The following is a 24585-nucleotide window of genomic DNA, read 5'->3' as shown; positions in this document are numbered from 1 at the left end:
ATTAGCCTACTCGTTTGACATCCCCCACCAGCAGGATGTAAGAGAGCGCGCCCACCAGCGCAATAACGGAAATATAAACCAGCGCAGGGGCAAAACCATAGTCCTGGGCCAGATAGCCCACCACCAGCGGAACGGTGATACCGCCCAGCCCGCCGACGAAATTAAACATCCCACCGGTCAACCCGATAAGCCGCATCGGCGCAAGCGAAGAGACCAGCGACCAGGTAATGGAAGCGAAGCCGTTACCGAAGAAGGCCAGCGCCATCAGGACCATAATCCACACCGGATCGTTGGTATAGTTTGCGCCCATGATGCAGGTCGAGATCAGCAGGCCGCAGATAATCGGGGTTTTACGCGCGGCGCCTAATGAGAAACCTTTTCTCACCAGCCTGTCCGCCAGCCAGCCGGAGAGCAGCACGCCAACAAAGGCGGCAAGAAACGGAACCGTGGTCATAAAGCCCGCTTTCAGCGCCGTAATCCCCTTTTCCTGGGTCAGATAGTTAGGGAACCAGGTCAGGAAGAACCACAGCGTCGAGGTCACGGCAAACTGTCCAAGGTAAACGCCAATCAGTTTGCGATGGAATACCAGCTTCCAGTCGGCTTTGGTCAGCGGCTGCCGCGCCTCTTTTTTAACGGGCGCATCGCCGTCCACCAGACCACCGCCGTCGCGAATATAATCCAGCTCGGCTTTGCTGATGCTTTTCGTCAGACGCGGCGGCTGATAAACCTTAATCCAAATCAGTGACCATACGATCCCGATAGCGCCGGTAACGATAAATACCCAGTGCCAGCTCAGCATTTCCTGAATCCAGATTAATAGCGGGGTCAGGAATGCCAGCCCGACAAACTGGCCTGAGGTGTAAAAACCGACGGCTGATGCGCGCTCGTGCTCCGGAAACCAGCTGGTCACCATGCGATTATTGGTGGGAAACGCCGGCGCTTCAAATATCCCGGTAATCGCGCGCAGGCCAATCAACGACATCAGCCCCGTGGCAAATCCCTGCAGTAGCGTCGCCACCGACCAGCCAAAAATAGCGATAAAGTAGGTCAGCCTTGAGCCCACGCGGTCAAGGAACCAACCGCCGGGAATCTGGCAAAGCGTATACAGCCACGCGAAGGCGGAAAATACATATCCCATTTCCGCTTTGGTAATACCAAACTCTTCCTGAATATGCGCCGATGCCACCGCAAGGTTGGCGCGATCAACATAACAAATCACCACGGTAATAAAGATCATAATCAGCGTCAAATAACGACGACGCCCGGGTTTTGCAGCTGTAACTGAAATATCCATCGCAATCTGTCTCCAGATTTTGGGCATAGCGAGGCCGCTCACCATGCCCGGTAATTTACAGAGGGTTTATTTAAATTTTTTATTAATAACTTAACCGTAATGCGCTAAATAATTTGTGCTGGGGAAAGGCGGCAAATTTTCGCATTCCCGGGAGCATACATTAGTATGTGACTGGGATAAGAAAATGCAGCCAACGCATCAGCAGCGCAAAGTATGACGCGCATTTACCACTCGGCGACGCTACCATCCTCATGCCGCCACAACGGATTACGCCAGTCCGGCGCATTCTGACTTAATTCAATGACCCGCGCTTCATCGATTTCTACGCCAAGCCCGGGCTTCATTAATGGTTTAAAGAAACCGCCTTCCATATTGAAGTCGTCTTTATTTTTCACAAAGTCGAGTAATTCCGCGCCCTTGTTATAGTGAATGCCCATACTTTGCTCCTGGAAGACGGCGTTATAGGAGACAAAATCGACGTGCAGGCAGGCGGCAAGCGCAACAGGCCCCAGCGGGCAGTGCGGCGCCAGCGCCACGTCGTAGGCTTCGGCCATTCCGGCGATTTTATAGCACTCGGTAATACCGCCCGCGTGCGACAGATCGGGTTGGAGAATGGCCAGCCCACCGGCTTCCAGCACGCGTTTAAACTCGAAGCGCGAGAACATGCGTTCGCCCGCCGCGATAGGAATCGAGGTTTGCGCCGCCAGCCGCGGATAATATTCCGCCTGCTCGGCAAGAACCGGCTCTTCAATAAACAGCGGGCGATATTGCTCCAGCTCTTTAATCAGCACTTTCGCCATTGGCGCGCTAACGCGGCCGTGAAAATCGAGACCGAACTCAATTTCATTGCCGAACGCTTCGCGAATTTGCGCGACGGTATTCACCGCCGCATCCACCGCGCGAGAATTATCGATCAGCCCCAGCTCTTCGCAGCCGTTTAATTTGAAGGTATCAAAACCAATACCGCGCAGCTTCTTGATGCCATCAATCACCTCTGCCGGACGGTCGCCGCCAACCCAGCTGTAGGCTTTGATTTTGTCACGCACCAGGCCGCCCATTAGCTGCCAGACCGGCGCGTTCAGCACTTTGCCTTTAATATCCCACAGCGCCTGGTCGATACCGGCGATGGCGCTCATTAAAATCGGGCCGCCGCGGTAAAAGCCCGCGCGGTACATCACCTGCCACAGGTCGTTAATCCGCGCCGGATCCTGGCCTATGAGATAATCGCCGAGCTCATGCACCGCCGCCTCTACGGTGCGCGCGCGCCCTTCAATCACGGGCTCGCCCCAGCCAACCACGCCTTCATCGGTTTCAATTTTTAGAAACATCCAGCGCGGGGGTAAACGATACGTGGTGAGTTTGGTTATTTTCATTGCACTGCCTCTCGATACGCTTTAACAAATGCTGCCGCCTGCCGTTGGGTACGCTCTACGGATTGGCCAGCGCGATAGAGATCGCTGCCCAGCCCGGCACCGGCACAGCCTGCTTTTATCCACTGCGCCAGATTTTCCGGCGTCACGCCGCCCACCGCAAAAATGGGCACCTCCGGCGGCAAAACGGCCTTTAGCGCTTTGATGTAGTCAGGGCCAAAAGCCGAAGATGGGAAGACTTTCAACGCCTGAGCCCCGGCGTCCAGCGCGGCGAACGCTTCCGTCGCCGTCGCGCATCCGGGACAAACCGTCATGCCGTAGCTCACCGCACGGCGAATGACCTCCGGCTGAATATTGGGCGTGACGATAAGCCTGCAGCCCATTCGGGCAAGCTGGTCCACCCGCTCTGCATTAAGCACGGTGCCCGCGCCAATCAGCGCCTTATCACCATAAGCCTCAACAACGGCGGGAATACTCTTTTCCCACTGCGGTGAGTTGAGCGGAATTTCAACGGCGTCGAAGCCGGCGTCGATCGCCGCCCCCACGTGCGCCAGCGCCTCTTCCGGCGTAATCCCGCGCAGGATAGCGATAAGCGGTAAGTTAGTTTGCCACTGCATGGATGATGCTCCTTATTCCTGTCTGAAATGCGTTGTCGCCCGACACCACGGTGGTCTGACGGCCAATGGCGCTCAGTGCCTGCTGATAGCGGTTCGCCAGCGTCTCGCCGGCGACAATGGTGACCTGCTGGTCGCGAAAGCGTTGGCTCAGGGTGGCGACTTCCGCGCCAATCAGCAGTCCCGACAGAAACTCGCCGACTTGCGCGCGCGGCAGCGAACCCAGCACGTGTGAAGCGCGAACCTCAAAAAGCTGCGGCAGGATGTCTGGCGAATGCAGGCCGCGCTCAAGCCCGGCGTTAAACGCGTCAGGAGCGGAGACCTGCTCCGGTAACCCGGCGCCGACCAGCGAGTGGCGCAGCAGCAGATGATGCAGTTCGCCGGTCATCACCGTGCGAAAGTCGTTAATTTGTTGGCGGTCTGCCTGCACCCATTTGCAGTGGGTGCCGGGCATCACGTAGACGGAAGAAGGGGCTATCGCCCGCGCGCCGAGGAGCTGAGTCTCTTCGCCGCGCATCACATTATGGTTATCGTCGCGAGAGACGCTGAGTCCGGGAATAATCCAGACGTTGTCGCTAACGGCAGTTAATTGTTCACCAATGGCGGAGAAATGAACGGGAACCGGCAAGTAGGGTACCGCCTGCCAGCCGACGTTACTGCCGACCATTCCTGCCATCACCGCCGGGGTCGCGCCGTCGCGCCAGCCCCGGGTTATTTCGCTAAACACCGCGGCGGGGGAGTGTCCGTTCAGACGCGTGACGCCTGCTTCCGATTGCCTGCTCTCCAGGCACCGTTCGCCCTGATAGAGCCAGGCGCGCAGGTTGGTCGATCCCCAGTCAATTGCGATGTAGCGAGATGTCATGTGATTTCCTTTAACCTTCGTGTCGAGCTGGCGATCATGGTGAGCGCCGCCTGCTCCGCCGCTTCGCTGTCCTGATGCCGGATGGCGTCAAACAGCGCCTTATGTTCCTGGAGCGTTTTCGGCATGTTGGCCTCATCGCCCATCCACGTTCTTTCAAATACCGCCCGCTGTAGCGAGCTGATCGCCACGTTGAGCTGCTGCAGAACCGGGTTATGCACCGACTGCAGCACCGCCTCGTGATAGCGAATATCCGCTTCGTTAAACGCTTCCCTGTCCTGGTTATTGGCGATCATGTCGTTGAGCGCTTCTTCTATTTGCGCCAGGTCGCTCGACGTCGCGCGCTCTGCCGCCCAGCGGGCGATCGCGGGTTCAACCAGGTTACGTACCTCGCTCATCGCGCTAATCAGCCGCGGGTCGTAATCACTCTCCAGCACCCACTGTAAAACGTCGGTGTCGAGATAATTCCACTGGTTGCGCGGGGTAACGAACGCGCCGCGATAGCGCTTCATTTCAATCAGCCGTTTAGCCATCAACGAACGGAACACTTCGCGAATGATATTGCGCGAGGTGGCAAACTCCTCACACAGGTCGGCTTCAGCGGGCAGCGCAGAACCGGGAACGTATTTGCCGCTGACAATCTGCTTGCCCAGCGTGATGACGATGCGATCGGTTTTATTGAGAGTCATGGAAAGTCCTTGTGCTCTGGATGTCTCTCTACTTTACCGCGACAGGCGGTTTTAACCGCAACTTTGTAGTACTAACGTGATGTCACTCGTCATTGCCATGGACACAATGTAGTACAACACAAACATGTTGTACTACAATTTAGATCACAAAAACGACAATTCGGTTTGGTGATTTTGCGGCGGGGTAAACTCAAGGCATAAAAAAACCCGCGATAAACGCGGGTTTTTCAGAAAGAGATTTTTAGTTTAAGACATATTTTTCAATAGCATATGCCACACCGTCTTCCAGGTTGGATTTGGTGATAAAGTTTGCCGCTTCTTTGACGGCCGGAATCGCGTTATCCATCGCCACGCCGACGCCAGCGTATTCAATCATCGCGATGTCGTTTTCCTGATCGCCAATCGCCATCACCTCTTCCGGCTGGATGCCCAGCGCATCGGCCAGCGATTTCACGCCGGTACCTTTGGTGACGCGTTTATCAAGAATTTCAAGGAAGTACGGCGCGCTTTTCAGCACGGTGTACTTCTCTTTCACTTCAGCCGGAATGCGGGCGATAGCCTTGTCCAGAATCGCCGGCTCATCGATCATCATCACTTTCAGCAGCTGGATATTCGGATCCATCTTTTCGGCTTCGCAGAAGACCAGCGGGATCGTCGCCACGTAGGATTCATGTACCGTGTAATAGCTCACATCGCGGTTCGCGGTATACAGGGTGTTACGATCGAGCGCGTGGAAGTGGGAGCCGACATCGCGGGCCAGCTGTTCCAGATAGCGGTAGTCGTCGTAGCCCAGCGCGGTTTGCGCAACGGTACTACCGTCGCTCGCCTTCTGCACTAAAGCACCGTTATAGGTGATGCAGTAATCTCCAGGCTGCTCCATATGCAGTTCTTTCAGATAGCTGTGCACGCCAGCGTAAGGACGGCCGGTGGTCAGCACCACGTTGACGCCGCGTTCACGGGCTGCGGCAATCGCGGTTTTCACCGCAGGAGAGATAGTATGGTCAGGCAGCAGCAGCGTGCCGTCCATATCGATTGCAATCAGTTTAATAGCCATGAAATCCCCGGGTAAGATGAGTCCTTACTCATGCTAACGCGATTAAGCCCACAAAAATAGAGCTACATTGCGCAGCAGAACCCCCCCTTTTAGGCAAGATCCGGGGAACGGGGTCTTACTCGCGGGTGAGCACGATTTTGCCAAACGCACCGCGATCGAGGTGTTCAAGCGCCTGTGCAAGCTGGTTAAAGCGGTAACGGTGCTCAATCACCGGTTTCAGCCTGGTCACGTCAACGGCGCGGACAAAATCTTCCAGTGCGCGGCGGTGACCCACGCCAATACCTTGAATCACCGGGGATTTCAGCAACAGTTCGCCTGCCGGTAGCGAGATTTCACTGCCGGCCAGCACGCCGATGACCGAAATACGCCCATGAACCGCCACGGCGCGCAGGGAATGCCTCAGGTTCTCCCCGCCAACGGTTTCAATGATGTGGTCGATGCCGCGATCGTTCGTCAGTTCGTATATCCCTTCAGCCCAGTCGCCTTTAAGCCGGTTGATGCCATAATCGGCGCCGAGTTGTTTGGCCCGCGCCAGTTTTTCATCGCTCCCGGACGTGACAAAAACCTCTGCCCCCTGCGCTTTGGCAATTTGCAAAGCGAATATCGCCACACCGCCCGTGCCCTGCACCAGTACCGATTGCCCGGCGCGTAAATGACCGCGCTCCACCAGCGCGAACCATGCGGTAAGCCCGGCGCACGGTAACGTGCTGGCCTCGGCGTCATCCAGGGTTTCCGGGGCGGCCACCAGCCCGTTTTCATTCACAATCACGTACTCAGACAGCATGCCCTGGAAGTAACCGCCAGTCGTTTTATAGGGCAAAGTGCGGGCGTCCGCTGTTGGCCTACCGTCGATCCACTCCGGGAAAAAGGTCGAGATGACGCGAGCGCCGGGTGTGAAACGCGTGACGCCCTCACCCGTACTTTCCACCACGCCCGCCATATCGGACGCCGGCGTAAACGGGAAGGAAAGCGCAATCGGCATGGTGCCTTCAATGACCATTTTATCGCGATAGTTGAGCGCAACGGCATTCACCCGTACGCGGACTTCACCCGGCCCTGGCTGCGGAACAGGCGCCTGGATGAGTTTGAGGTTGTCGCGCCCGAGGGCGTCCATGGACCAGCGTTGCATTGTCTCAGTCATTTTTTCTCTCCTGCCATTAAATAAGCTTCAGGAGCGACAGTCTACCGTTGACTCAGGGTCGCCAGTGGCGATAAGTTTTCCCATTATTGATGAAAGCAAAGATACAATCCATGACCGATACGCTGAAGGATATTCCGGTTTTTGTGGCCGCCGTTGAGGCGGGGAGTTTTGCTCAGGCCGCAATCCGTTTGCACTTGTCGCGTTCGGCGGTAGGAAAGAGCATCGCTCGCCTTGAGGAGCGACTGGGGGTACGTCTGTTTCAACGTACCACCCGCAGCCAGAGCCTGACCGACAACGGCGCCCTTTTTTATGAACACTGCCTGCGCGCGCTGGAGGAAATTCGGGGCGCAGAATCGCTGCTGGAAACGGGGAAACAGCAGGTCAGTGGCCGCCTGCGCGTGGCCATGCCGGTGCTGTTTGGCCGCCAGTGCGTCGCCCCGCTGCTGATCGCGCTGGCGCAGGAACATCCAGGCCTTGAGCTGGAGATGTCATTCAGCGATCGCGTGGTGGATCTCGTCGAGGAAGGGTTTGATATGGCGGTGCGTAACGGCACGCTTCAGGACAGCAGCGTTCTGGTCGCCCGAAGGCTGGGAGAACACCGCATGGTGCTGTGCGCCGCGCCGGATTATCTGCTGAAGAAGGGCACGCCGCAAAGCGTTGATGATTTACCCCATCATGCGGCCATTAACTATCTGCAGGCCGGCAGAGTGCTCTCCTGGCAACTGATGGATAGCGAAGGTGCCTCGCACACCTTCACTCCCCGTTCATCGCTCAATATGGATGATTTGCAGGCGATCTGCGACGCTGCGCTGGCCGGACACGGCATTGCATGGCTGCCCTGCTGGATGGTCAGCAAAGAAATTCATCAGGGAAAACTCGTTCCGCTGTTAAAGCAGGCGCCGGATGTGCGCTTCGACGTTCACGCGGTCTGGCAACAGACGCCGCATCTACCGCTGAGGGTGAGAATTGCCGTCGATACGCTCGCCAGCCGCTTACCGTCCGTGATGTCGCTGGACAGGCCTGCGCCCACAAAAAAGCCGCGCTAAACGCGCGGCCTGAGTATGGCGGTGTACGACGATTAAATATCGATGTTTGCCGCTTTGAGGGCGTTCTCTTCGATAAAGGCGCGACGCGGTTCAACGGCGTCCCCCATCAGGGTCGTGAACAGCTGGTCAGCGGCAATCGCGTCCTTGACGGTCACGCGCAGCATGCGGCGGCTGTCCGGATCCATGGTAGTTTCCCACAGCTGATCCGGGTTCATCTCACCAAGACCTTTATAGCGCTGGATAGAGAGGCCGCGACGGGACTCCTTCACCAGCCAGTCCAGCGCCTGCTCGAAGCTGGCAACCGGCTGACGACGTTCGCCGCGCTCGATAAAGGCATCGTCTTCAATCAGACCGCGCAGCGTTTCGCCCAGCGCGCAGATACGGTGGTATTCCGGCCCGGTGACAAACTCGTGATCCAGCGGGTAGTCGGTATCCACGCCGTGGGTACGCACGCGAACGATCGGCTCAAACTGCTGCAGCTCGGCGTTCTCGCGGACATCAAATTTCCACTGGCTGCCGTGCTGCTCTTTCTCGTTCAGCTCGCTCACCAGAGCGTTGATCCAGCGCGTTACGGTCTGCTCGTTCGCCAGGTCGGCCTCCGCCAGCGTCGGCTGATAGATAAGCTCTTTCAGCAGGGCTTTAGGATAACGACGTTCCATACGCGTAATCATTTTCTGCGTGGCGTTATACTCGGCAACCAGTCTCTCCAGCGGCTCGCCGGCTAAGGCCGGCGCGTTGGCGTTGGTATGCAAAGTGGCGCCATCCAGCGCGATGGAGATTTGGTACTGATCCATCGCTTCGTCGTCTTTAATGTACTGTTCCTGCTTGCCTTTCTTCACTTTGTACAGCGGCGGCTGGGCAATGTAGACGTGTCCGCGCTCAACGATTTCCGGCATCTGGCGATAGAAGAAGGTCAGCAGCAGCGTACGAATGTGCGAGCCGTCGACGTCCGCATCGGTCATGATGATGATGCTGTGGTAGCGCAGTTTGTCCGGGTTGTACTCATCGCGGCCAATGCCGCAGCCCAGCGCGGTAATCAGCGTCGCCACTTCCTGAGACGCGAGCATTTTGTCAAAGCGCGCTTTCTCAACGTTAAGGATTTTACCTTTCAGCGGCAGAATCGCCTGGTTCTTACGGTTACGCCCCTGTTTCGCAGAGCCGCCCGCAGAGTCCCCTTCCACTAAGTACAGTTCAGAGTGCGCGGGGTCGCGTTCCTGACAGTCCGCCAGCTTGCCCGGCAGGCCAGCCAGATCCAGCGCGCCTTTACGGCGAGTCATTTCACGCGCACGACGTGCGGCTTCGCGCGCGCGCGCCGCGTCGATGATTTTACCGACCACGATTTTGGCGTCAGACGGGTTTTCCAGCAGGTATTCGTTCAGCAGTTCGTTCATCTGCTGTTCGACCGCCGATTTCACCTCGGAAGAGACCAGCTTGTCTTTGGTCTGCGAGGAGAATTTCGGATCCGGCACCTTCACGGAGACCACGGCAATCAGGCCTTCACGGGCATCGTCGCCGGTGGCGCTGACTTTCGCTTTTTTGCTATAGCCTTCTTTATCCATGTAGGCGTTCAGGGTACGGGTCATTGCCGCACGGAAGCCTGCAAGGTGGGTACCGCCGTCGCGCTGCGGAATGTTGTTGGTAAAGCAGTAGATGTTTTCCTGGAAACCATCGTTCCACTGCAGCGCAACTTCAACGCCGATACCGTCTTTTTCGGTGGAGAAATAGAAGATATTCGGGTGGATCGGCGTTTTGTTTTTGTTCAGATATTCGACGAACGCTTTGATACCGCCTTCGTAGTGGAAATGATCTTCTTTACCGTCGCGCTTGTCGCGCAGGCGAATCGACACCCCGGAGTTCAGGAACGACAGCTCGCGCAGGCGTTTTGCCAGAATCTCGTATTCGAATTCGACCACGTTGGTAAAGGTTTCGTAGCTCGGCCAGAAGCGAACCATGGTGCCGGTTTTTTCGGTTTCGCCGGTAACCGCCAGCGGCGCCTGCGGCACGCCGTGGGCATAAATCTGACGGTGAATTTTGTTATCGCGCTGAATGACCAGCTCCAGCTTCTGCGACAGGGCGTTAACAACGGAAACGCCTACACCATGCAGACCACCGGAAACTTTATACGAGTTATCATCGAATTTACCGCCCGCGTGCAGAACGGTCATGATCACTTCCGCCGCCGACACGCCCTCTTCCGGGTGAATACCGGTAGGAATACCGCGGCCGTCATCCTGTACGGAGACGGAGTTGTCGCTGTGGATAGTAACAACGATGTCTTTACAGTAACCTGCGAGCGCTTCGTCGATAGCGTTATCCACAACCTCGAATACCATGTGGTGCAGACCGGTGCCGTCATCCGTGTCGCCGATATACATACCCGGGCGCTTACGCACCGCATCCAGCCCTTTCAGGACTTTGATACTGGAGGAGTCATAAGAATTCGACATCAACGTTTCTCGCTCATTTCATCTTAGGTTAATCCGCTATTTTACCCTTTTCCACGGTAAACATCTTCGAATTTTCGTCCGACATGTCCATAACGTGTTCAGCGCTAATGGCGCTGACGAAAACCTGCGACTGCGTGGCTTTTAAGCGGCTGGCCAGCAGCCCGCGCCGCGCGTCGTCAAGTTCCGAGGCAAAATCATCTATCAGGTACAGGCAGCGCCGCCCGCTTTCACGGGTCAGAAACTCGCCTTGCGCCAGTCGTAGGGCGCACATCAGCAGCTTAAGCTGCCCGCGTGACAATGTATCCTCTACCGGCGCGCCGTCGGCACGAATGCGGAAATCCGCTTTGTGCGGGCCGTGGGCGGTATAGGTTAGCATGCGGTCGCGTTCGAAATTTCGCTCCAGCACCTCGGCATAATCCGTTTCTTTCTCCCAGCCGCGCTGGAAAGAGAAGGTGAGAGCAAACTCCGGTAAAAACTGCCGACAGGTATCCGCCATGTCTTCGACGATAGCGGCACTGTATTCGGCCCGCCAGCGGCTGATTTGCTCCGCCAGCGGTATCAGCTCCAGATCCCAGGGCCGCAGCTGCGCATAGCGGCTGACCTGACGCAGCGCGGCGTTACGCTGCTTCACCAGGCGCTTCAGGTTGCTCCAGGCGGTAAAGAATCCGGCTTCGTTGTGGAAGCATCCCCAGTCAAGGAACGCTCTTCTGTATTTGGGGCCGCCGTTGAGTAAAGTAAACCCCTCGGGCGTAATCAGCTGCATCGGCATCAGGTGCGCCAGCTCCGCCACTTTATGCCCGTCGGTACCATCGATACGCACCTTGCTGTCGCCCTGCTTATCTTTTGTCAGGCCGATAGATACTTCTCGCTCTTCGCCCTGCAGGCGACCGTGCAGAACAAATGACTCCTGCTCGTGACGAATCACGCGGCCAATCTGCAAACTACGAAACGCCCGACCGTGGCCAAGCGTGTAGATAGCTTCAAGCACGCTGGTTTTGCCGCTGCCGTTAGCGCCAACCAGGAAGTTAAAGCCGGGGGATAGGGCGAGATCCGCATTTTCAATATTGCGGAAGTCTTTGATTAGAAGTCGGGATAGCGACATATCAGCTCATAACCAGGGCGTTATCGGCGCAGTTAGTCTGGTTACGGCCAGCGCGCAGCAACCGGAGCGTACTAAAGTACGTGAGGATTGCGAGCACTGCCCGGAGCCAGAATAACAAGTAAGATAGCCCGATATTTTCTACAGCCTCATAGGCATGACGACATAGGCTGCGGATTGCGAAGCCGCATCCTCAATCTGCACGCTCGACACGGAATCGGTCAGCAGAATACGCACATTCTCGCACTTCAGCGCGTTAAGCACATCCAGTACATAGCTGACGTTAAAGCCGATTTCCATCTCAGTCCCGGCATAGGTGACGTCCAGAATTTCTTCCGCTTCTTCCTGTTCCGGGTTATTGGCGGTGATTTTCAGCTGATTTTCACTGACGTAAAGGCGCACGCCGCGGAATTTTTCGTTAGAAAGAATCGCCGCGCGGGCAAAGGCCTGCTTGAGAATATCGCAGCCGGCGTCCAGGTGCTTATCCGGGTTTTTCGGCAGTACGCGGCGATAGTCAGGGAAACGACCATCCACCAGCTTTGAAGTGAAGATAAAGTCGCCAACGTGAGCGCGGATATTGTTGCTGCCGATCTGCACGCGCAGCGGGGTATCGCCGCCGTCGAGCATACGCATCAGCTCAATCACGCCTTTACGCGGTACGATCACCGAATGATTGGGCAGGGACTCTTCCAGCGGCATCGAGCAAACCGCCAGGCGGTGGCCGTCGGTCGCCACGGTGCGCAGTTCGCTGCCTTCGGTTTCAAACAGCATGCCGTTCAAGTAATAGCGAACGTCCTGGTGAGCCATCGAAAACTGCGTCGCCTCGATCAGGCGCTTCATGGTCGCCTGCGGCAGGGTAAATTCAACTTCGCTCTGCCAGTCATCAAGGTTGGGGAAATCCGCTGCTGGCAGCGTAGAGAGCGAGAAGCGGCTGCGACCGGAACGCACCAGCATACGCTCGCCTTCCAGCTGTACCGCAATCTCCGCGCCTTCAGGCAGGCCGCGGCAGATATCAAAAAATTTACGCGCCGGAACGGTTGTTGCTCCCGCTTCGTGCGGCTGAATCAGCGCAACGCGCGCGACCATTTCCATTTCCAGATCGGTACCGGTCAGCGACAGCGCGCCATCGGTAACCTGAAGGAGCAGGTTGCCAAGAATCGGTAGCGTCGGACGACCACCTAAAGGACCGCTCACCTGTTGCAGCGGTTTTAATAAATGTTCACGTTCTACGGTAAATTTCATAGCGTCACGAGGATAATGTTCTGATTAAATTGGAAAAATCTTCTTTGATATCGTGGCTTTCTTCACGCAGTTGCTCAATCTTACGGCAAGCGTGCAGGACGGTGGTATGGTCGCGGCCGCCAAACGCATCGCCGATTTCCGGCAGACTGTGGTTGGTCAGCTCTTTTGCCAGCGCCATCGCCATCTGGCGGGGGCGCGCCACCGAACGGGAGCGGCGTTTAGACAGCAGGTCCGCTACCTTAATTTTGTAATACTCCGCCACCGTCTTTTGAATATTGTCGATGGTGACCAGTTTTTCCTGCAAAGCCAACAGATCGCGCAGCGCTTCGCGTACGAAATCGATGGTGATCGCCCGGCCGGTAAAGTTGGCGTTGGCGATAACGCGGTTCAGCGCCCCTTCCAGCTCACGTACGTTAGAGCGCAGGCGCTTGGCAATGAAGAACGCCACTTCGCCCGGCAGGCGGATGTCGTTTTCATCGGCTTTTTTCATCAGGATCGCCACGCGGGTTTCCAGCTCAGGCGGCTCGATCGCAACCGTCAGCCCCCAGCCGAAGCGTGATTTCAGACGATCTTCAACCCCGTTGATCTCCTTCGGATAGCGATCCGACGTCAGGATGATCTGCTGATTGCCTTCCAGCAGGGCGTTAAAGGTATGGAAAAACTCTTCCTGCGAGCGCTCTTTATTAGCAAAAAACTGAATGTCATCGATCAGCAGTGCGTCAACGGAGCGGTAATAGCGCTTAAATTCTTCAATGGCGTTGTTTTGCAGGGCTTTTACCATGTCCTGTACAAAACGCTCGGAGTGCATGTAAACCACTTTCGCATTGGGTTTACGCGCCACAATTCCGTTACCCACCGCATGTAAAAGGTGCGTTTTACCCAGGCCGGTGCCGCCATAAAGAAACAGCGGGTTGTACGCGCCGCCGGGATTATCCGCAACCTGACGCGCCGCCGCGCGAGCCAGCTGGTTGGATTTACCTTCGACGAAGTTATCAAACGTATGTTTGACGTTGACGTTAGAGCGGTAGGTCGGTTCTGCCGGCGCCGGAACGTTATCCCAGCCCGGACGCACGATAGTGGGCGCAACGCGCGCCGTCTGGATCTGCTGCGCAGGCGCTGCGGCCGCAACGCTTACCGTACCTCTCTGCATCTGAACGGCAGGCTTAGCGCCCACCTCAAACCGCAGCTGTGGGGCATCCGCACCGCAAAAATCATTGAGGAGTCCATTGATATTATTGAGGTATTTATCCCTTACCCAATCGAGCACAAAACGGTTTGGCGCATACAGTGCCAGCGTGTTATCGCTCAATTCCGCCTGCAAAGGGCGTATCCACATGCTGAATTCTGTGGCTGGTAACTCATCCTGCAATCGGGCAAGACACTGCTGCCAAAGCGAAAGTGACACGGCGGACTCCACTCGAACAAAAATCGATATATAAAGAGAAACTGAAACAATCGTGATTGTTGGCACACGTCGACAAGACCCTGCATAGCTGAAAAGCCCCTGCACAAAAGGGGTGACGTGCGAACCGCTATCTGCGGTTATTACCCGATGCGGATCTCTGGATCCCGATCGGGACCGGGGATCATAGCCTAAACTGAGAAAGAGATCTTGTGTTTCTCAACAGATTCTTCCCGATTTATCCACAGGAAGGATCGAAGCTGGGTAAGTGTAATCGATCCTGGCTGGAGTGGGGCACGATTTCAGCCGCATATTGGAAAAATTAATGAACTATCCTGGTTTTGGGCTTAATCGATCTAACAAAGATCCTTTGCGATCCTTGCGCTTTATCCACCAGGTCGTATAATCCACCACCCGGCGCGTAAAGCCCGTTTTCCGCAGCGTGCCATCGCCTGTTTTTTGTGCGGCAAGGTGCGAGAAATAAGGAAAGAGAATTGACTCCGGAGTGTACAATTATTACAATCCGGCCTCTTTAATCACCCACGCTGAGGCGTAGGCCGTTCGAAATTCGTTCGGATTTACGCGAAAGTCAGTGAAATTATTCAAGTTTAGGTAGAAATCGCCATGAAACGCACTTTTCAACCGTCTGTACTGAAGCGCAACCGTTCTCACGGCTTCCGTGCTCGTATGGCTACTAAAAATGGTCGTCAGGTTCTGGCACGTCGTCGTGCTAAAAGCCGCGCTCGTCTGACCGTTTCCAAGTAATAAAGCTAACCCTGAGTGGTTAAGCTCGCATTTCCCAGGGAGTTACGCTTGTTAACTCCCAGTCATTTCACTTTCGTCTTCCAGCAGCCATTACGGGCTGGCACGCCGCAAATCACCATCCTCGGCCGCCAAAATTCGCTGGGGCATCCCCGCATCGGTCTTACCGTCGCCAAGAAAAACGTCAAGCGCGCGCATGAACGCAATCGGATTAAACGTCTGACGCGTGAAAGCTTCCGTTTACGTCAACATGAACTCCCGCCAATGGATTTCGTGGTGGTGGCGAAGAAAGGGGTTGCCGACCTCGATAACCGTGCTCTCTCGGAAGCGTTGGAAAAATTATGGCGCCGCCACTGTCGCCTGGCTCGCGGGTCCTGATAGGCCTGATTCGGGTCTATCAGCGCCTGATTAGTCCGCTACTCGGGCCGCACTGTCGTTTCACGCCGACCTGTTCTCAATACGGAATTGAGGCATTGCGCAGGTTTGGATTGATAAAAGGCAGTTGGTTGACGGTGAAACGCGTATTAAAATGCCACCCTTTACACCCTGGTGGTGACGATCCCGTCCCGCCTGGACCATTTGATACCAGAGAACACTAACGATGGATTCGCAACGCAATCTTCTTATCATCGCTTTGTTGTTCGTGTCTTTCATGATCTGGCAAGCCTGGGAGCAGGATAACAATCCTCAACCCCAGCAGCAGACCACGCAGACAACGACCACAGCAACGGGTAGCGCCGCCGACCAGGGCGTACCGGCCAGTGGCCAGGGGAAACTGATTACGGTAAAAACCGATGTGCTTGACCTGACCATCAACACCCGCGGTGGTGATGTTGAGCAAGCGCTGCTTCTGGATTATCCGAAAGAGCTGAAGTCAACTGAGCCGTTCCAGCTTCTGGAAACCACGCCGCAGTTTACCTATCAGGCGCAGAGCGGCCTGACCGGTCGTGATGGCCCGGACAACCCGGCTAACGGACCGCGTCCGTTGTATAACGTCGATAAAGATGCGTTTGTGATGGCTGATGGCCAGAACGAAATCGTCATTCCTCTGACGTACACCGATAAAGCAGGCAACGTATTCACCAAAACTTTCACCCTGAAGCGCGGTGAATATGCGGTGAACGTCGGCTATAGCGTGCAGAACGCCAGCGAAAAACCGCTGGAACTGTCGACCTTTGGCCAGCTGAAGCAAACCGCCAACCTGCCGACGCATCGCGACACGCAGACCGGCGGTCTGACGACAATGCACACCTTCCGTGGCGCGGCGTACTCAACGTCTGAAACGAAGTACGAAAAATACAAATTCGATACTATCGTCGATAACGAAAACCTGAACGTCAGCACCAAAAACGGCTGGGTTGCCATGCTGCAGCAGTACTTTACTACCGCATGGGTTCCGCAGAACACCGGTACTAACAACTTCTACACCGCGAATCTCGGCAACGGTATTGTGGCAATCGGCTACAAATCTCAGCCGGTTCTGGTGCAGCCGGGTCAAACCGATAAGCTGGAAAGCACCCTGTGGGTCGGCCCGGCTATTCAGGACAAAATGGCCGCCGTTGCGCCGCATCTTGACCTGACCGTCGACTACGGCTGGCTGTGGTTTATCTCTCAGCCGCTGTTCAAACTGCTGAAATGGATCCATAGCTTCCTGGGCAACTGGGGCTTCTCCATCATCGTCATCACCTTTATCGTTCGTGGCATCATGTACCCGCTGACTAAAGCGCAGTACACCTCCATGGCGAAGATGCGTATGCTGCAGCCGAAGATTCAGGCAATGCGCGAGCGTCTGGGCGACGACAAGCAGCGTCAAAGCCAGGAAATGATGGCCCTGTATAAAGCTGAGAAGGTTAACCCGCTGGGTGGCTGCTTCCCGCTGATTATCCAGATGCCAATCTTCCTTGCGCTGTACTACATGCTGAGCGCCTCGGTTGAACTGCGTCATGCGCCGTTTATCCTGTGGATCCACGACCTGTCTGCGCAAGACCCGTACTACATCCTGCCGATCATCATGGGCGCGACGATGTTCTTCATCCAGAAGATGTCTCCGACCACCGTGACCGACCCGATGCAGCAGAAGATCATGACCTTTATGCCGGTCATCTTCACGGTGTTCTTCCTGTGGTTCCCGTCCGGTCTGGTGGTTTACTATATCGTCAGCAACCTGGTCACCATTATTCAGCAGCAGCTGATTTACCGTGGTCTGGAGAAACGTGGCCTGCATAGCCGCGAGAAGAAAAAATCCTGATACTCTTGAATTATTTTGAGTATTTACGGTAACGTTAATGCCAGAGAAGGCGGTCATTAGACCGCCTTTTTTACATCTACATAGAGAGTCACCATGAGCCATAACGACACTATCGTCGCCCAGGCAACCCCACCGGGACGCGGTGGTGTGGGCATTCTGCGCATCTCTGGCCTGAAGGCGCGCGACGTTGCGCAGGCGGTGCTGGGCAAGCTGCCGAAGCCGCGCTATGCCGACTACCTGCCGTTTAAAGACAGCGACGGCAGCGCGCTGGATCAGGGGATTGCGCTGTGGTTCCCCGGCCCGAACTCCTTTACCGGCGAAGACGTGCTGGAGCTTCAGGGCCACGGCGGCCCCGTTATCCTCGACCTGCTTCTGAAACGCATTCTGACGCTGCCGGGCGTGCGCATCGCCAGGCCCGGCGAGTTCTCCGAGCGCGCGTTTTTAAACGACAAGCTCGACCTGGCACAGGCAGAAGCCATTGCCGACCTGATCGACGCCAGCTCCGAGCAGGCGGCGCGTTCTGCGCTGAATTCGCTGCAGGGCGCATTCTCCACTCGCGTAAACCATCTTGTGGAAGCGCTGACGCACCTGCGCATCTACGTGGAAGCGGCCATTGATTTCCCGGACGAGGAGATCGACTTCCTCTCCGATGGCAAAATCGAAGCCCAGCTAAACGACGTTATCGCCGATCTTGACGCCGTGCGCGCCGAAGCGCGCCAGGGCAGCCTGCTGCGCGAAGGGATGAAGGTCGTCATTGCCGGGCGGCCGAACGCCGGGAAATCAAGCCTGCTGAACGCGCTGGCGGGCCGGGAGGCGGCTATCGTCACCGATATTGCCGGTACCACCCGCGACGTGCTGCGCGAGCATATCCATATCGACGGTATGCCGCTGCACATCATTGATACCGCCGGCCTGCGCGATGCGAACGATGAGGTAGAGCGTATCGGCATCGAACGCGCCTGGCAGGAGATTGAACAAGCCGATCGCGTGCTGTTTATGGTCGATGGTACCACCACCGATGCGACCGATCCGGCAGATATCTGGCCAGATTTTATCGCCCGTCTACCGAAAAACCTGCCGATTACCGTGGTGCGCAACAAGGCGGATATCACCGGCGAAACGCTGGGGCTGATCGAAGTGAATGACCACTCACTTGTTCGCCTTTCGGCGCGTACCGGCGAGGGCGTAGACGTGCTGCGTAATCATCTCAAGCAGAGCATGGGCTTTGAAACCAATATGGAAGGCGGCTTTCTGGCGCGCCGCCGCCATCTGCAGGCGCTGTCCGACGCCGCAGAGCATCTTCAGCAGGGTAAAGCGCAGCTGCTGGGCGCCTGGGCTGGCGAGCTGCTGGCGGAAGAGCTGCGCCTGGCCCAGCAGAGCCTGAGCGAAATCACCGGCGAGTTTACCTCCGACGACCTGCTGGGACGCATTTTCTCAAGTTTCTGTATCGGTAAATAAGCTCAGTATGTGAGCATTGACTAACCCGCATTAACGTCCTGTTAAAGCGGGTTAATTTTTTCCTTTAGCGTCTTCACGGCGTATCGCTTTGTCTATTACCCTTATCGGTACCCCCACTTACCGGATACGACAATGATGGCTGATTACACCTTTATTGATACCGTCCCTTCGGCGGAAGATTTTTGTCGCCTGCGCGTCATATCAGGTATGTCGCCGCGCCCGCTGGAAGGCGCCCGCGCGGGTCTGCCGCGTAGCTGCTACGGCGTGCATATCCTCTATGCGGGCGTGCCCGTTGGTATGGGGCGCATCGTCGGCGACGGCGCGCTGAACTTTGAAATCGTTGACGTCGCCGTGGACCCGGCCCATCAGGGAAAAGGTCTCGGTCGCCAGATCATGCAGAAAATCGTCTCCTGGCTGGATGAAAACGCGGTTAAAGGGGCATACGTCTCGCTGGTGGCGGATGTTCCCGAACTGTACGCCAAATTTGGGTTTTCCAGCGTCAGGCCAGAAAGTGAAGGTATGGCCAAGATCTGGAAATAATGCGGGACGCGATCGCTTGATTGGAAATATCAAAAAGCGATATAAAAACAAATAATTAAATTATATCCGCACATCTTCCAACCGTTTTTCCTCCCGGGAAATCGTTGTTGTCCAAATGGCAACTCGTACTCCCGCACGAACCCCACTATTCTGTACGGCATTCTTATGCGAGGGGTTCTATGGCACGCTTTCTTATCTGCAGTTTTGCGCTGGTTCTGCTTTATCCATCCGGCATCGATATGTATCTGGTCGGTCTGCCGCGCATTGCGCAGGATCTGGGGGCCAGTGAAGCGCAGCTGCATATCGCCTTTTCGGTTTATCTGGCGGGAATGGCCGCGGCGATGCTGTTTGCGGGTCGTATCGCCGATAAATCAGGGCGCAAGCCGGTGGCGATTTTCGGTGCCGTGGTCTTCATACTGGCCTCCCTTCTCTGCTCGCAGGCGCAGGTCAGCGCCCACTTCCTGATTGGGCGTTTTATTCAGGGGATTGGCGCGGGCAGCTGCTACGTCGTCGCCTTTGCGGTGCTGCGCGATACCCTCGACGATCGCCGCCGGGCGAAGGTACTTTCCCTCCTTAACGGTATCACCTGCATTATTCCGGTTCTGGCGCCGGTACTCGGCCACCTGATTATGCTGAAATACCCGTGGCAGAGCCTGTTCTATACCATGACAGGCATGGGCGTTCTGGTGGGACTGCTCTCGGTCTTTATCTTGCGGGAAACGCGCCCCACAGCCGCGCCACATGCGGCGATGCAGCAAAATAATGTCCCCGAGTCGCTGCTTAACCGCTTTTTTCTCAGCCGAATAATCATAACCACCCTGAGCGTGACGGCTATCCTGACTTACGTTAACGTCTCCCCGGTGCTCATGATGGAAGTGATGGGCTTCGATCGCGGCACCTATTCCATGGCGATGGCGCTAATGGCGCTTGTTAGCATGGTGGTGTCGTTCTCAACGCCGTTCGCTTTGACGCTATTTAAGCCCCGCACCCTGATGCTGACCTCGCAGGTGCTGTTCTTTATCGCCGGCGTGCTGCTGAGCCTCTCCACCAGCCAGACGATGACGATACTGGGTCTGGGGTTGATTTGCGCCGGGTTCTCCGCCGGCTTTGGCGTAGCAATGAGTCAGGCCCTTGGGCCATTCACCCTGCGCGCCGGCGTGGCGAGTTCTGTTTTGGGAATTGCTCAGGTCTGCGGCTCTTCACTGTGGATTTGGCTGGCGGCTATCATCGGACTCAGCGCGATGAATATGCTGATCGGGATACTTATTGCCTGTAGCATAGTGAGCATTGTTCTGATTATGGTCACCTCTCCGGCGCGGGCCGCGCAACGCTATGAAGAAACCCCTGTCGAGTCTCGATCTTAACCTGCTGCTGTGCCTGCAGCTCTTAACCCAGGAGCTCAGCGTCACCCGCACGGCGAAGCGGATGAACGTTTCGCCGTCGGCGGTGAGTAAATCGCTGGCTAAACTGCGCGCCTGGTTTGACGATCCGCTGTTTGTCAAAACGCCTCTGGGACTGTCACCCACGCCGCTGATGAGCAGTATGGAGCAGGATCTGGCGGACTGGATGCAGATGGGTAATCAGATCCTCGATAAACCTCATCACACCATGCCGAGCGGGTTAAAGTTTGAGCTGGCGGCAGAGTCGCCGCTGCTGATGATCCTGCTGAATACGCTTTCGCAGCGGATCTACCAGCGCTATCCGCAGGCGCTGATCCGCCTGCGTAACTGGGATTATGATTCGCTGGATGCGATTATTCGCGGTGAAGTCGACATCGGTTTTTGCGGCCGGGAAACCCATCCTCGCTCCCGTGAACAGCTCAGCCTGCTGCCCTGGTATATCGATTTTGAAATCCTGTTTACCGATCTCCCGCAGGTATGGCTGCGCGCCGATCATCCCGCGCTGAACGAAGAGTGGGATCTGGACACTTTCCTGCGTTATCCGCATATCAATATCTGTTGGGAACAAAGCGATACCTGGGCGCTGGATGATGTTCTGCACGATCTGGGGCATAAACGCACCGTGGCGTTGACCGTTCCGGGTTTTGAGCAGTCGCTGTTTATGGCGGCCCAGCCTCATCATACGATGTTGGCCACCGCCCCGCGCTATTGCCAGCGTTACAATCAACAGCACCATCTGCCGCTGGTTTCACTCCCGTTGCCGCTGGAGCCGTCCCAGCTGGAGAAAATACGCGTTCCCTTCACCCTCCTGTGGCATAAGCGCAACAGCTACAATCCGAAGATCGTCTGGCTGCGAGAAACGCTCAGGCAGCTCTATGTTGAACCGCTCTAGCGTTGGATTAGCCCGTCTTGCGCAATAAATTGTAAAATTTATGCAATTTATTGCGCAAGGAGTGATTTCCGCATTAAAACCTGGCAATTCTGAGCGATAATATAATTCGCAATTTTTATCATTGACCATTAATCACGGAGCGACGAATGGCAACGCATTTTGCAAGAGGGATACTCAACACCCGGGAACCGCTATCAACACGCCTGTCAGCGGCCTGTCATCAATCCGCCAGCCGCCTGCCTGAGTACCGACAAAGCCGCTATCGCGCATCACGGTCACTCCTCGCAGAACTCCTCTTTATGCTGTACGGCATCAGCGAACTTCCTGAAATTATTGACGAAGAGAATGGAAAACCCGCTTTCCGCGACGAAAATCTCCCGCGTTTTTCCATCTCCTATGCCGGGAATATTGTCGGCGTCGCGTTATCCACCGAAGGTGATTGCGGCCTGGATATGGAATTACCGCACGCCTCCCGCAGTTTACATGCCTCGCCCGACGCCGACCGCTACGTCTTTAACAGTAATGAGCGGGTATGGATTAGCAACCAGCACGATCCTGATGAAGCGCGCGCTCAGCTTGACGCACTCCGCAAAAGCGTCATGAAACTGACCGGTGAAAACGCCGTTAACCTCCAGCTTCTTCCGGGCTCCGGACGATTACGGACAAGCGGGACGCAGTCAATCGAAGCGGTGTGCGATGCCGAAACGGTGCTGGTCTGGTCCATCGCCGCCAGTCCGGATATCGGCCAGCTGAAAGTCTGGGAATATAATGGTAAAGAGGGCTGGCGCAGCCTGCCCGACGCGCAGGCTCGCGCCAAAGAGCCGTCCGCCCGGCTGATGCGTTTCACTCATTTACCGGTAGAAAAAGCCTTCTCCCTCAACTGACCGGATAACCCGGCCATCATGATGCAAAGGAGCAATCATGTCTGATACGTTGAAAGTTGTTACGTTACTCGGAAGTCTGCGCAAAGGCTCTTTTAATGCCATGGTCGCGCATACCCTCCCCGGCATCGCACCCGCAGGAATGGCGGTTTCCGCGTTACCGTCCATTGGCGATATTCCTCTCTATGATGCCGACGTCCAGCAGGAAGAGGGATTTCCACAAAGCGTTCAGGATATCGCTCAGCAAATTCGCGAGGCTGATGGTGTGGTTATCGTTACGCCGGAATATAACTACTCGGTTCCCGGCGGTCTGAAAAACGCCATTGACTGGCTGTCTCGCCTGCCGGAACAGCCGCTGGCCGGTAAGCCGGTACTGATTCAAACCAGTTCAATGGGGGCTATTGGCGGTGCGCGCTGTCAGTATCATCTGCGTCAGATTCTGGTATTCCTCGACGCCATGGTGATGAATAAGCCCGAATTTATGGGCGGCGTGATTCAGAACAAAGTGGATCCGCAGGAGGGGAAAGTCGTCGATCAGAGTACACTCGACCATCTGTCCGGACAGCTTAGCGCTTTTGCCGAATATATTCAGCGGGTTAAAGCCTGATAGACGCCGTCACTCTCGCCAGAACGGCTGAGTGTGACGGCGCGGGTATTAATGCGCGTCAATAAATACAATTTTCAGCACAAACAGCAGCGAAACCACAATCACGCATGGGCTGAGGTCGCGCAGTCGACCGGTACCGATCTTCATTACGCAGTAAGAGATAAAGCCTAAGGCAATACCTTCCGTAATGGAGAAGCTAAACGGCATCATCACGGCGGTAATAAACGCCGGCACTGATTCGGTTAAATCATCCCACTTCACGCGCGCCAGGCTGGAGGTCATCAGGACGCCAACGTAAATCAGCGCGCCGGCTGCGGCATAGGCCGGGACCATACCCGCCAGCGGTGACAGGAAGATCACCAGCAGGAACAAGAGACCAACGACCACGGCGGTTAAGCCGGTACGTCCGCCTACGGAAACGCCCGAGGAAGATTCAATATAGGCGGTTACGGAAGAGGTGCCGATAAAGGAGCCCGCAACGGACGAGACGCTATCGACAAACAGCGCCTGCTTCATCCGCGGGAACTTGCCCTGCGCATCGGCCAGACCGGCTTTATCGGTCACGCCGATCAGGGTGCCGGAGGAGTCGAACAGGTTCACCAGCATAAACGAGAAGATCACGCCCGCCAGGCCGAGATTCAGCGAGCCTGCCAGGTCAACATGCCCAATGACCGTCGTGACGCTCGGCGGCATGGATACGATGCCGGTGTAGTGAACGTCGCCCAGCAGCCAGCCCAGCAGCGTGGTAACCACGATAGAAACCAGCACCGCGGCGTGGATGTTGCGGGAAGCCAGAATCGCAATAATAAAGAAGCCAAGAATGCCCAGCAGTACGCTGTGGGACGTCAGGTTGCCGATGCTCACCAGGGTTTCCGGGTTGGCGACGATCACGCCGGCGTTCTTCAGGCCCATCATACCGATGAACAGGCCAATACCGCTGGTGATACCGATACGCAGGCTAACCGGGATATTGGCGATCATCCAGTAGCGTACGCGGAAAATCGTCAGCAGCAGCAGGCCAACCGCCCCCCAGAAAATCGCGCCCATCCCGACCTGCCACGGCAGGCCCATTGCCTGTACCACGACAAACGCAAAGAAGGCGTTCAGTCCCATCGCCGGCGCCAGGGCCACCGGAAGGTTAGCGAACAGGCCCATCATGATGCTGCCGAACGCGGCGATCAGACAGGTTGTGACGAACACGGCGCTGGTATCCATACCCGCCACGCCGAGGATCTGTGGGTTAACAAAAACGATGTACACCATTGTCAGAAAAGTGGTGAAACCTGCAATCGCTTCGGTGCGTGCCGTCGTACCGTGTTCACGTAGTTTGAACACGCGCTCCAGCAGACCCGGGCCAGATGACTGGCTGGTTTGTTGTTGACTCATTATCGGTTTCCGAACAAAGGAGGGAAAATTCGTCGCTATCCTATACCAAAATGCGACAATAAGGGCGGTTGTGAGATACTTTTTTTCATCGATTTTGCTTATACGGCAACGATTGCGTCTCACTAATCAGCAAGACGAAAACGTTAACTTATTA

General features: G+C 56.0%; 23 protein-coding genes. 11 read left to right on the top strand and 12 right to left on the bottom strand.

The annotated features are described in order from the left end of the window. Position 1: 1 nt before the first annotated feature. From F8562_RS03165 to F8562_RS03135, 7 genes are all read right to left on the bottom strand, one after another. Positions 2-1339, bottom strand: coding sequence for an MFS transporter (locus tag F8562_RS03165; RefSeq protein WP_071846050.1), 1338 nt, complete (start codon positions 1337-1339; stop codon positions 2-4). A gap of 179 nt (positions 1340-1518) precedes the next feature. Then, positions 1519-2667: a galactonate dehydratase gene (gene dgoD, locus F8562_RS03160; protein ID WP_014227329.1), complete on the bottom strand. Its 1149-nt coding sequence runs from the start codon at positions 2665-2667 to the stop codon at positions 1519-1521. Further along, on the bottom strand, positions 2664-3281 hold the full coding sequence (locus F8562_RS03155; protein WP_014839850.1) for a 2-dehydro-3-deoxy-6-phosphogalactonate aldolase: 618 nt from the start codon (positions 3279-3281) through the stop codon (positions 2664-2666). The genes dgoD and F8562_RS03155 overlap by 4 nt, the downstream gene beginning before the upstream one ends. Continuing rightward, entirely contained in the window at positions 3265-4140 is an 876-nt protein-coding gene (locus F8562_RS03150; RefSeq protein ID WP_014839851.1) for a 2-dehydro-3-deoxygalactonokinase, read from the bottom strand. Before F8562_RS03150 ends, F8562_RS03155 begins: the two co-directional genes overlap by 17 nt. Next, positions 4137-4826: a D-galactonate utilization transcriptional regulator DgoR gene (dgoR, locus tag F8562_RS03145; RefSeq protein ID WP_014227332.1), complete on the bottom strand. Its 690-nt coding sequence runs from the start codon at positions 4824-4826 to the stop codon at positions 4137-4139. Before dgoR ends, F8562_RS03150 begins: the two co-directional genes overlap by 4 nt. 241 nt (positions 4827-5067) lie before the next feature. Further along, positions 5068-5880, bottom strand: a complete 813-nt coding sequence (gene yidA, locus F8562_RS03140; RefSeq protein WP_004855697.1) for a sugar-phosphatase — start codon at positions 5878-5880, stop codon at positions 5068-5070. A 115-nt stretch (positions 5881-5995) separates the two neighbouring features. Continuing rightward, the gene (locus F8562_RS03135; RefSeq protein WP_014839852.1) at positions 5996-7021 is read right to left on the bottom strand and encodes a zinc-dependent alcohol dehydrogenase family protein; all 1026 of its coding nucleotides are present in this window, start codon (positions 7019-7021) and stop codon (positions 5996-5998) included. Positions 7022-7131: 110 nt separating this feature from the next. Between F8562_RS03135 and F8562_RS03130 the strand changes: the two genes are divergently transcribed. Next, positions 7132-8067, top strand: coding sequence for a LysR family transcriptional regulator (locus F8562_RS03130; RefSeq protein WP_014839853.1), 936 nt, complete (start codon positions 7132-7134; stop codon positions 8065-8067). A 32-nt stretch (positions 8068-8099) separates the two neighbouring features. Here the strand turns inward: F8562_RS03130 and gyrB are convergent, their stop codons facing one another. The 4 genes from gyrB to dnaA form a co-directional block, all read right to left on the bottom strand. Further along, positions 8100-10514: a DNA topoisomerase (ATP-hydrolyzing) subunit B gene (gene gyrB, locus F8562_RS03125; protein WP_004126944.1), complete on the bottom strand. Its 2415-nt coding sequence runs from the start codon at positions 10512-10514 to the stop codon at positions 8100-8102. A 28-nt stretch (positions 10515-10542) separates the two neighbouring features. Then, a complete protein-coding gene (gene recF / locus F8562_RS03120) occupies positions 10543-11616 on the bottom strand; it encodes a DNA replication/repair protein RecF (protein ID WP_004126948.1) in 1074 nt (357 codons plus the stop codon). Positions 11617-11754: 138 nt separating this feature from the next. Continuing rightward, the gene (gene dnaN / locus F8562_RS03115) at positions 11755-12855 is read right to left on the bottom strand and encodes a DNA polymerase III subunit beta (RefSeq protein WP_004107206.1); all 1101 of its coding nucleotides are present in this window, start codon (positions 12853-12855) and stop codon (positions 11755-11757) included. Between the two features lie 4 nt (positions 12856-12859). After that, entirely contained in the window at positions 12860-14260 is a 1401-nt protein-coding gene (gene dnaA / locus F8562_RS03110; protein ID WP_004871826.1) for a chromosomal replication initiator protein DnaA, read from the bottom strand. A 621-nt stretch (positions 14261-14881) separates the two neighbouring features. Between dnaA and rpmH the strand changes: the two genes are divergently transcribed. The 10 genes from rpmH (at position 14882) to F8562_RS03060 (ending at position 23045) form a co-directional block, all read left to right on the top strand. Then, complete coding sequence (gene rpmH / locus F8562_RS03105; protein ID WP_004871828.1) at positions 14882-15022, top strand: 50S ribosomal protein L34; 141 nt, start codon at positions 14882-14884, stop codon at positions 15020-15022. Between the two features lie 15 nt (positions 15023-15037). Next, positions 15038-15397, top strand: coding sequence for a ribonuclease P protein component (gene rnpA, locus F8562_RS03100; RefSeq protein ID WP_004871829.1), 360 nt, complete (start codon positions 15038-15040; stop codon positions 15395-15397). Next, positions 15361-15618 carry a membrane protein insertion efficiency factor YidD gene (gene yidD / locus F8562_RS03095; RefSeq protein WP_004871831.1) on the top strand — a complete coding sequence of 86 codons (258 nt, stop codon included), beginning with the start codon at positions 15361-15363 and terminating at the stop codon, positions 15616-15618. Before rnpA ends, yidD begins: the two co-directional genes overlap by 37 nt. A 2-nt stretch (positions 15619-15620) precedes the next feature. Next, a complete protein-coding gene (yidC, locus tag F8562_RS03090; protein ID WP_004855708.1) occupies positions 15621-17267 on the top strand; it encodes a membrane protein insertase YidC in 1647 nt (548 codons plus the stop codon). Positions 17268-17360: 93 nt separating this feature from the next. Continuing rightward, a complete protein-coding gene (gene mnmE / locus F8562_RS03085) occupies positions 17361-18725 on the top strand; it encodes a tRNA uridine-5-carboxymethylaminomethyl(34) synthesis GTPase MnmE (protein WP_014839855.1) in 1365 nt (454 codons plus the stop codon). Between the two features lie 132 nt (positions 18726-18857). Beyond that, positions 18858-19265 carry a GNAT family N-acetyltransferase gene (locus tag F8562_RS03080; protein WP_014227336.1) on the top strand — a complete coding sequence of 136 codons (408 nt, stop codon included), beginning with the start codon at positions 18858-18860 and terminating at the stop codon, positions 19263-19265. 179 nt (positions 19266-19444) lie between these two features. Continuing rightward, positions 19445-20629 carry an MFS transporter gene (locus F8562_RS03075; protein ID WP_014839856.1) on the top strand — a complete coding sequence of 395 codons (1185 nt, stop codon included), beginning with the start codon at positions 19445-19447 and terminating at the stop codon, positions 20627-20629. Further along, positions 20598-21557 carry an HTH-type transcriptional regulator YidZ gene (yidZ, locus tag F8562_RS03070; protein ID WP_014839857.1) on the top strand — a complete coding sequence of 320 codons (960 nt, stop codon included), beginning with the start codon at positions 20598-20600 and terminating at the stop codon, positions 21555-21557. The genes F8562_RS03075 and yidZ overlap by 32 nt, the downstream gene beginning before the upstream one ends. Positions 21558-21703: 146 nt before the next feature. Continuing rightward, positions 21704-22441, top strand: a complete 738-nt coding sequence (locus tag F8562_RS03065) for a 4'-phosphopantetheinyl transferase family protein (protein ID WP_014227339.1) — start codon at positions 21704-21706, stop codon at positions 22439-22441. A gap of 37 nt (positions 22442-22478) precedes the next feature. Next, the gene (locus F8562_RS03060; protein ID WP_014839858.1) at positions 22479-23045 is read left to right on the top strand and encodes an NADPH-dependent FMN reductase; all 567 of its coding nucleotides are present in this window, start codon (positions 22479-22481) and stop codon (positions 23043-23045) included. Positions 23046-23093: 48 nt separating this feature from the next. Here the strand turns inward: F8562_RS03060 and adeP are convergent, their stop codons facing one another. Beyond that, entirely contained in the window at positions 23094-24431 is a 1338-nt protein-coding gene (gene adeP / locus F8562_RS03055; protein WP_014839859.1) for an adenine permease AdeP, read from the bottom strand. Positions 24432-24585: the final 154 nt, after the last annotated feature.

Source organism: Klebsiella sp. RCJ4, assembly GCF_009025755.1.
Taxonomy (GTDB): domain Bacteria; phylum Pseudomonadota; class Gammaproteobacteria; order Enterobacterales; family Enterobacteriaceae; genus Klebsiella; species Klebsiella michiganensis.
This window is presented reverse-complemented; position numbering and strand designations above follow the sequence as displayed.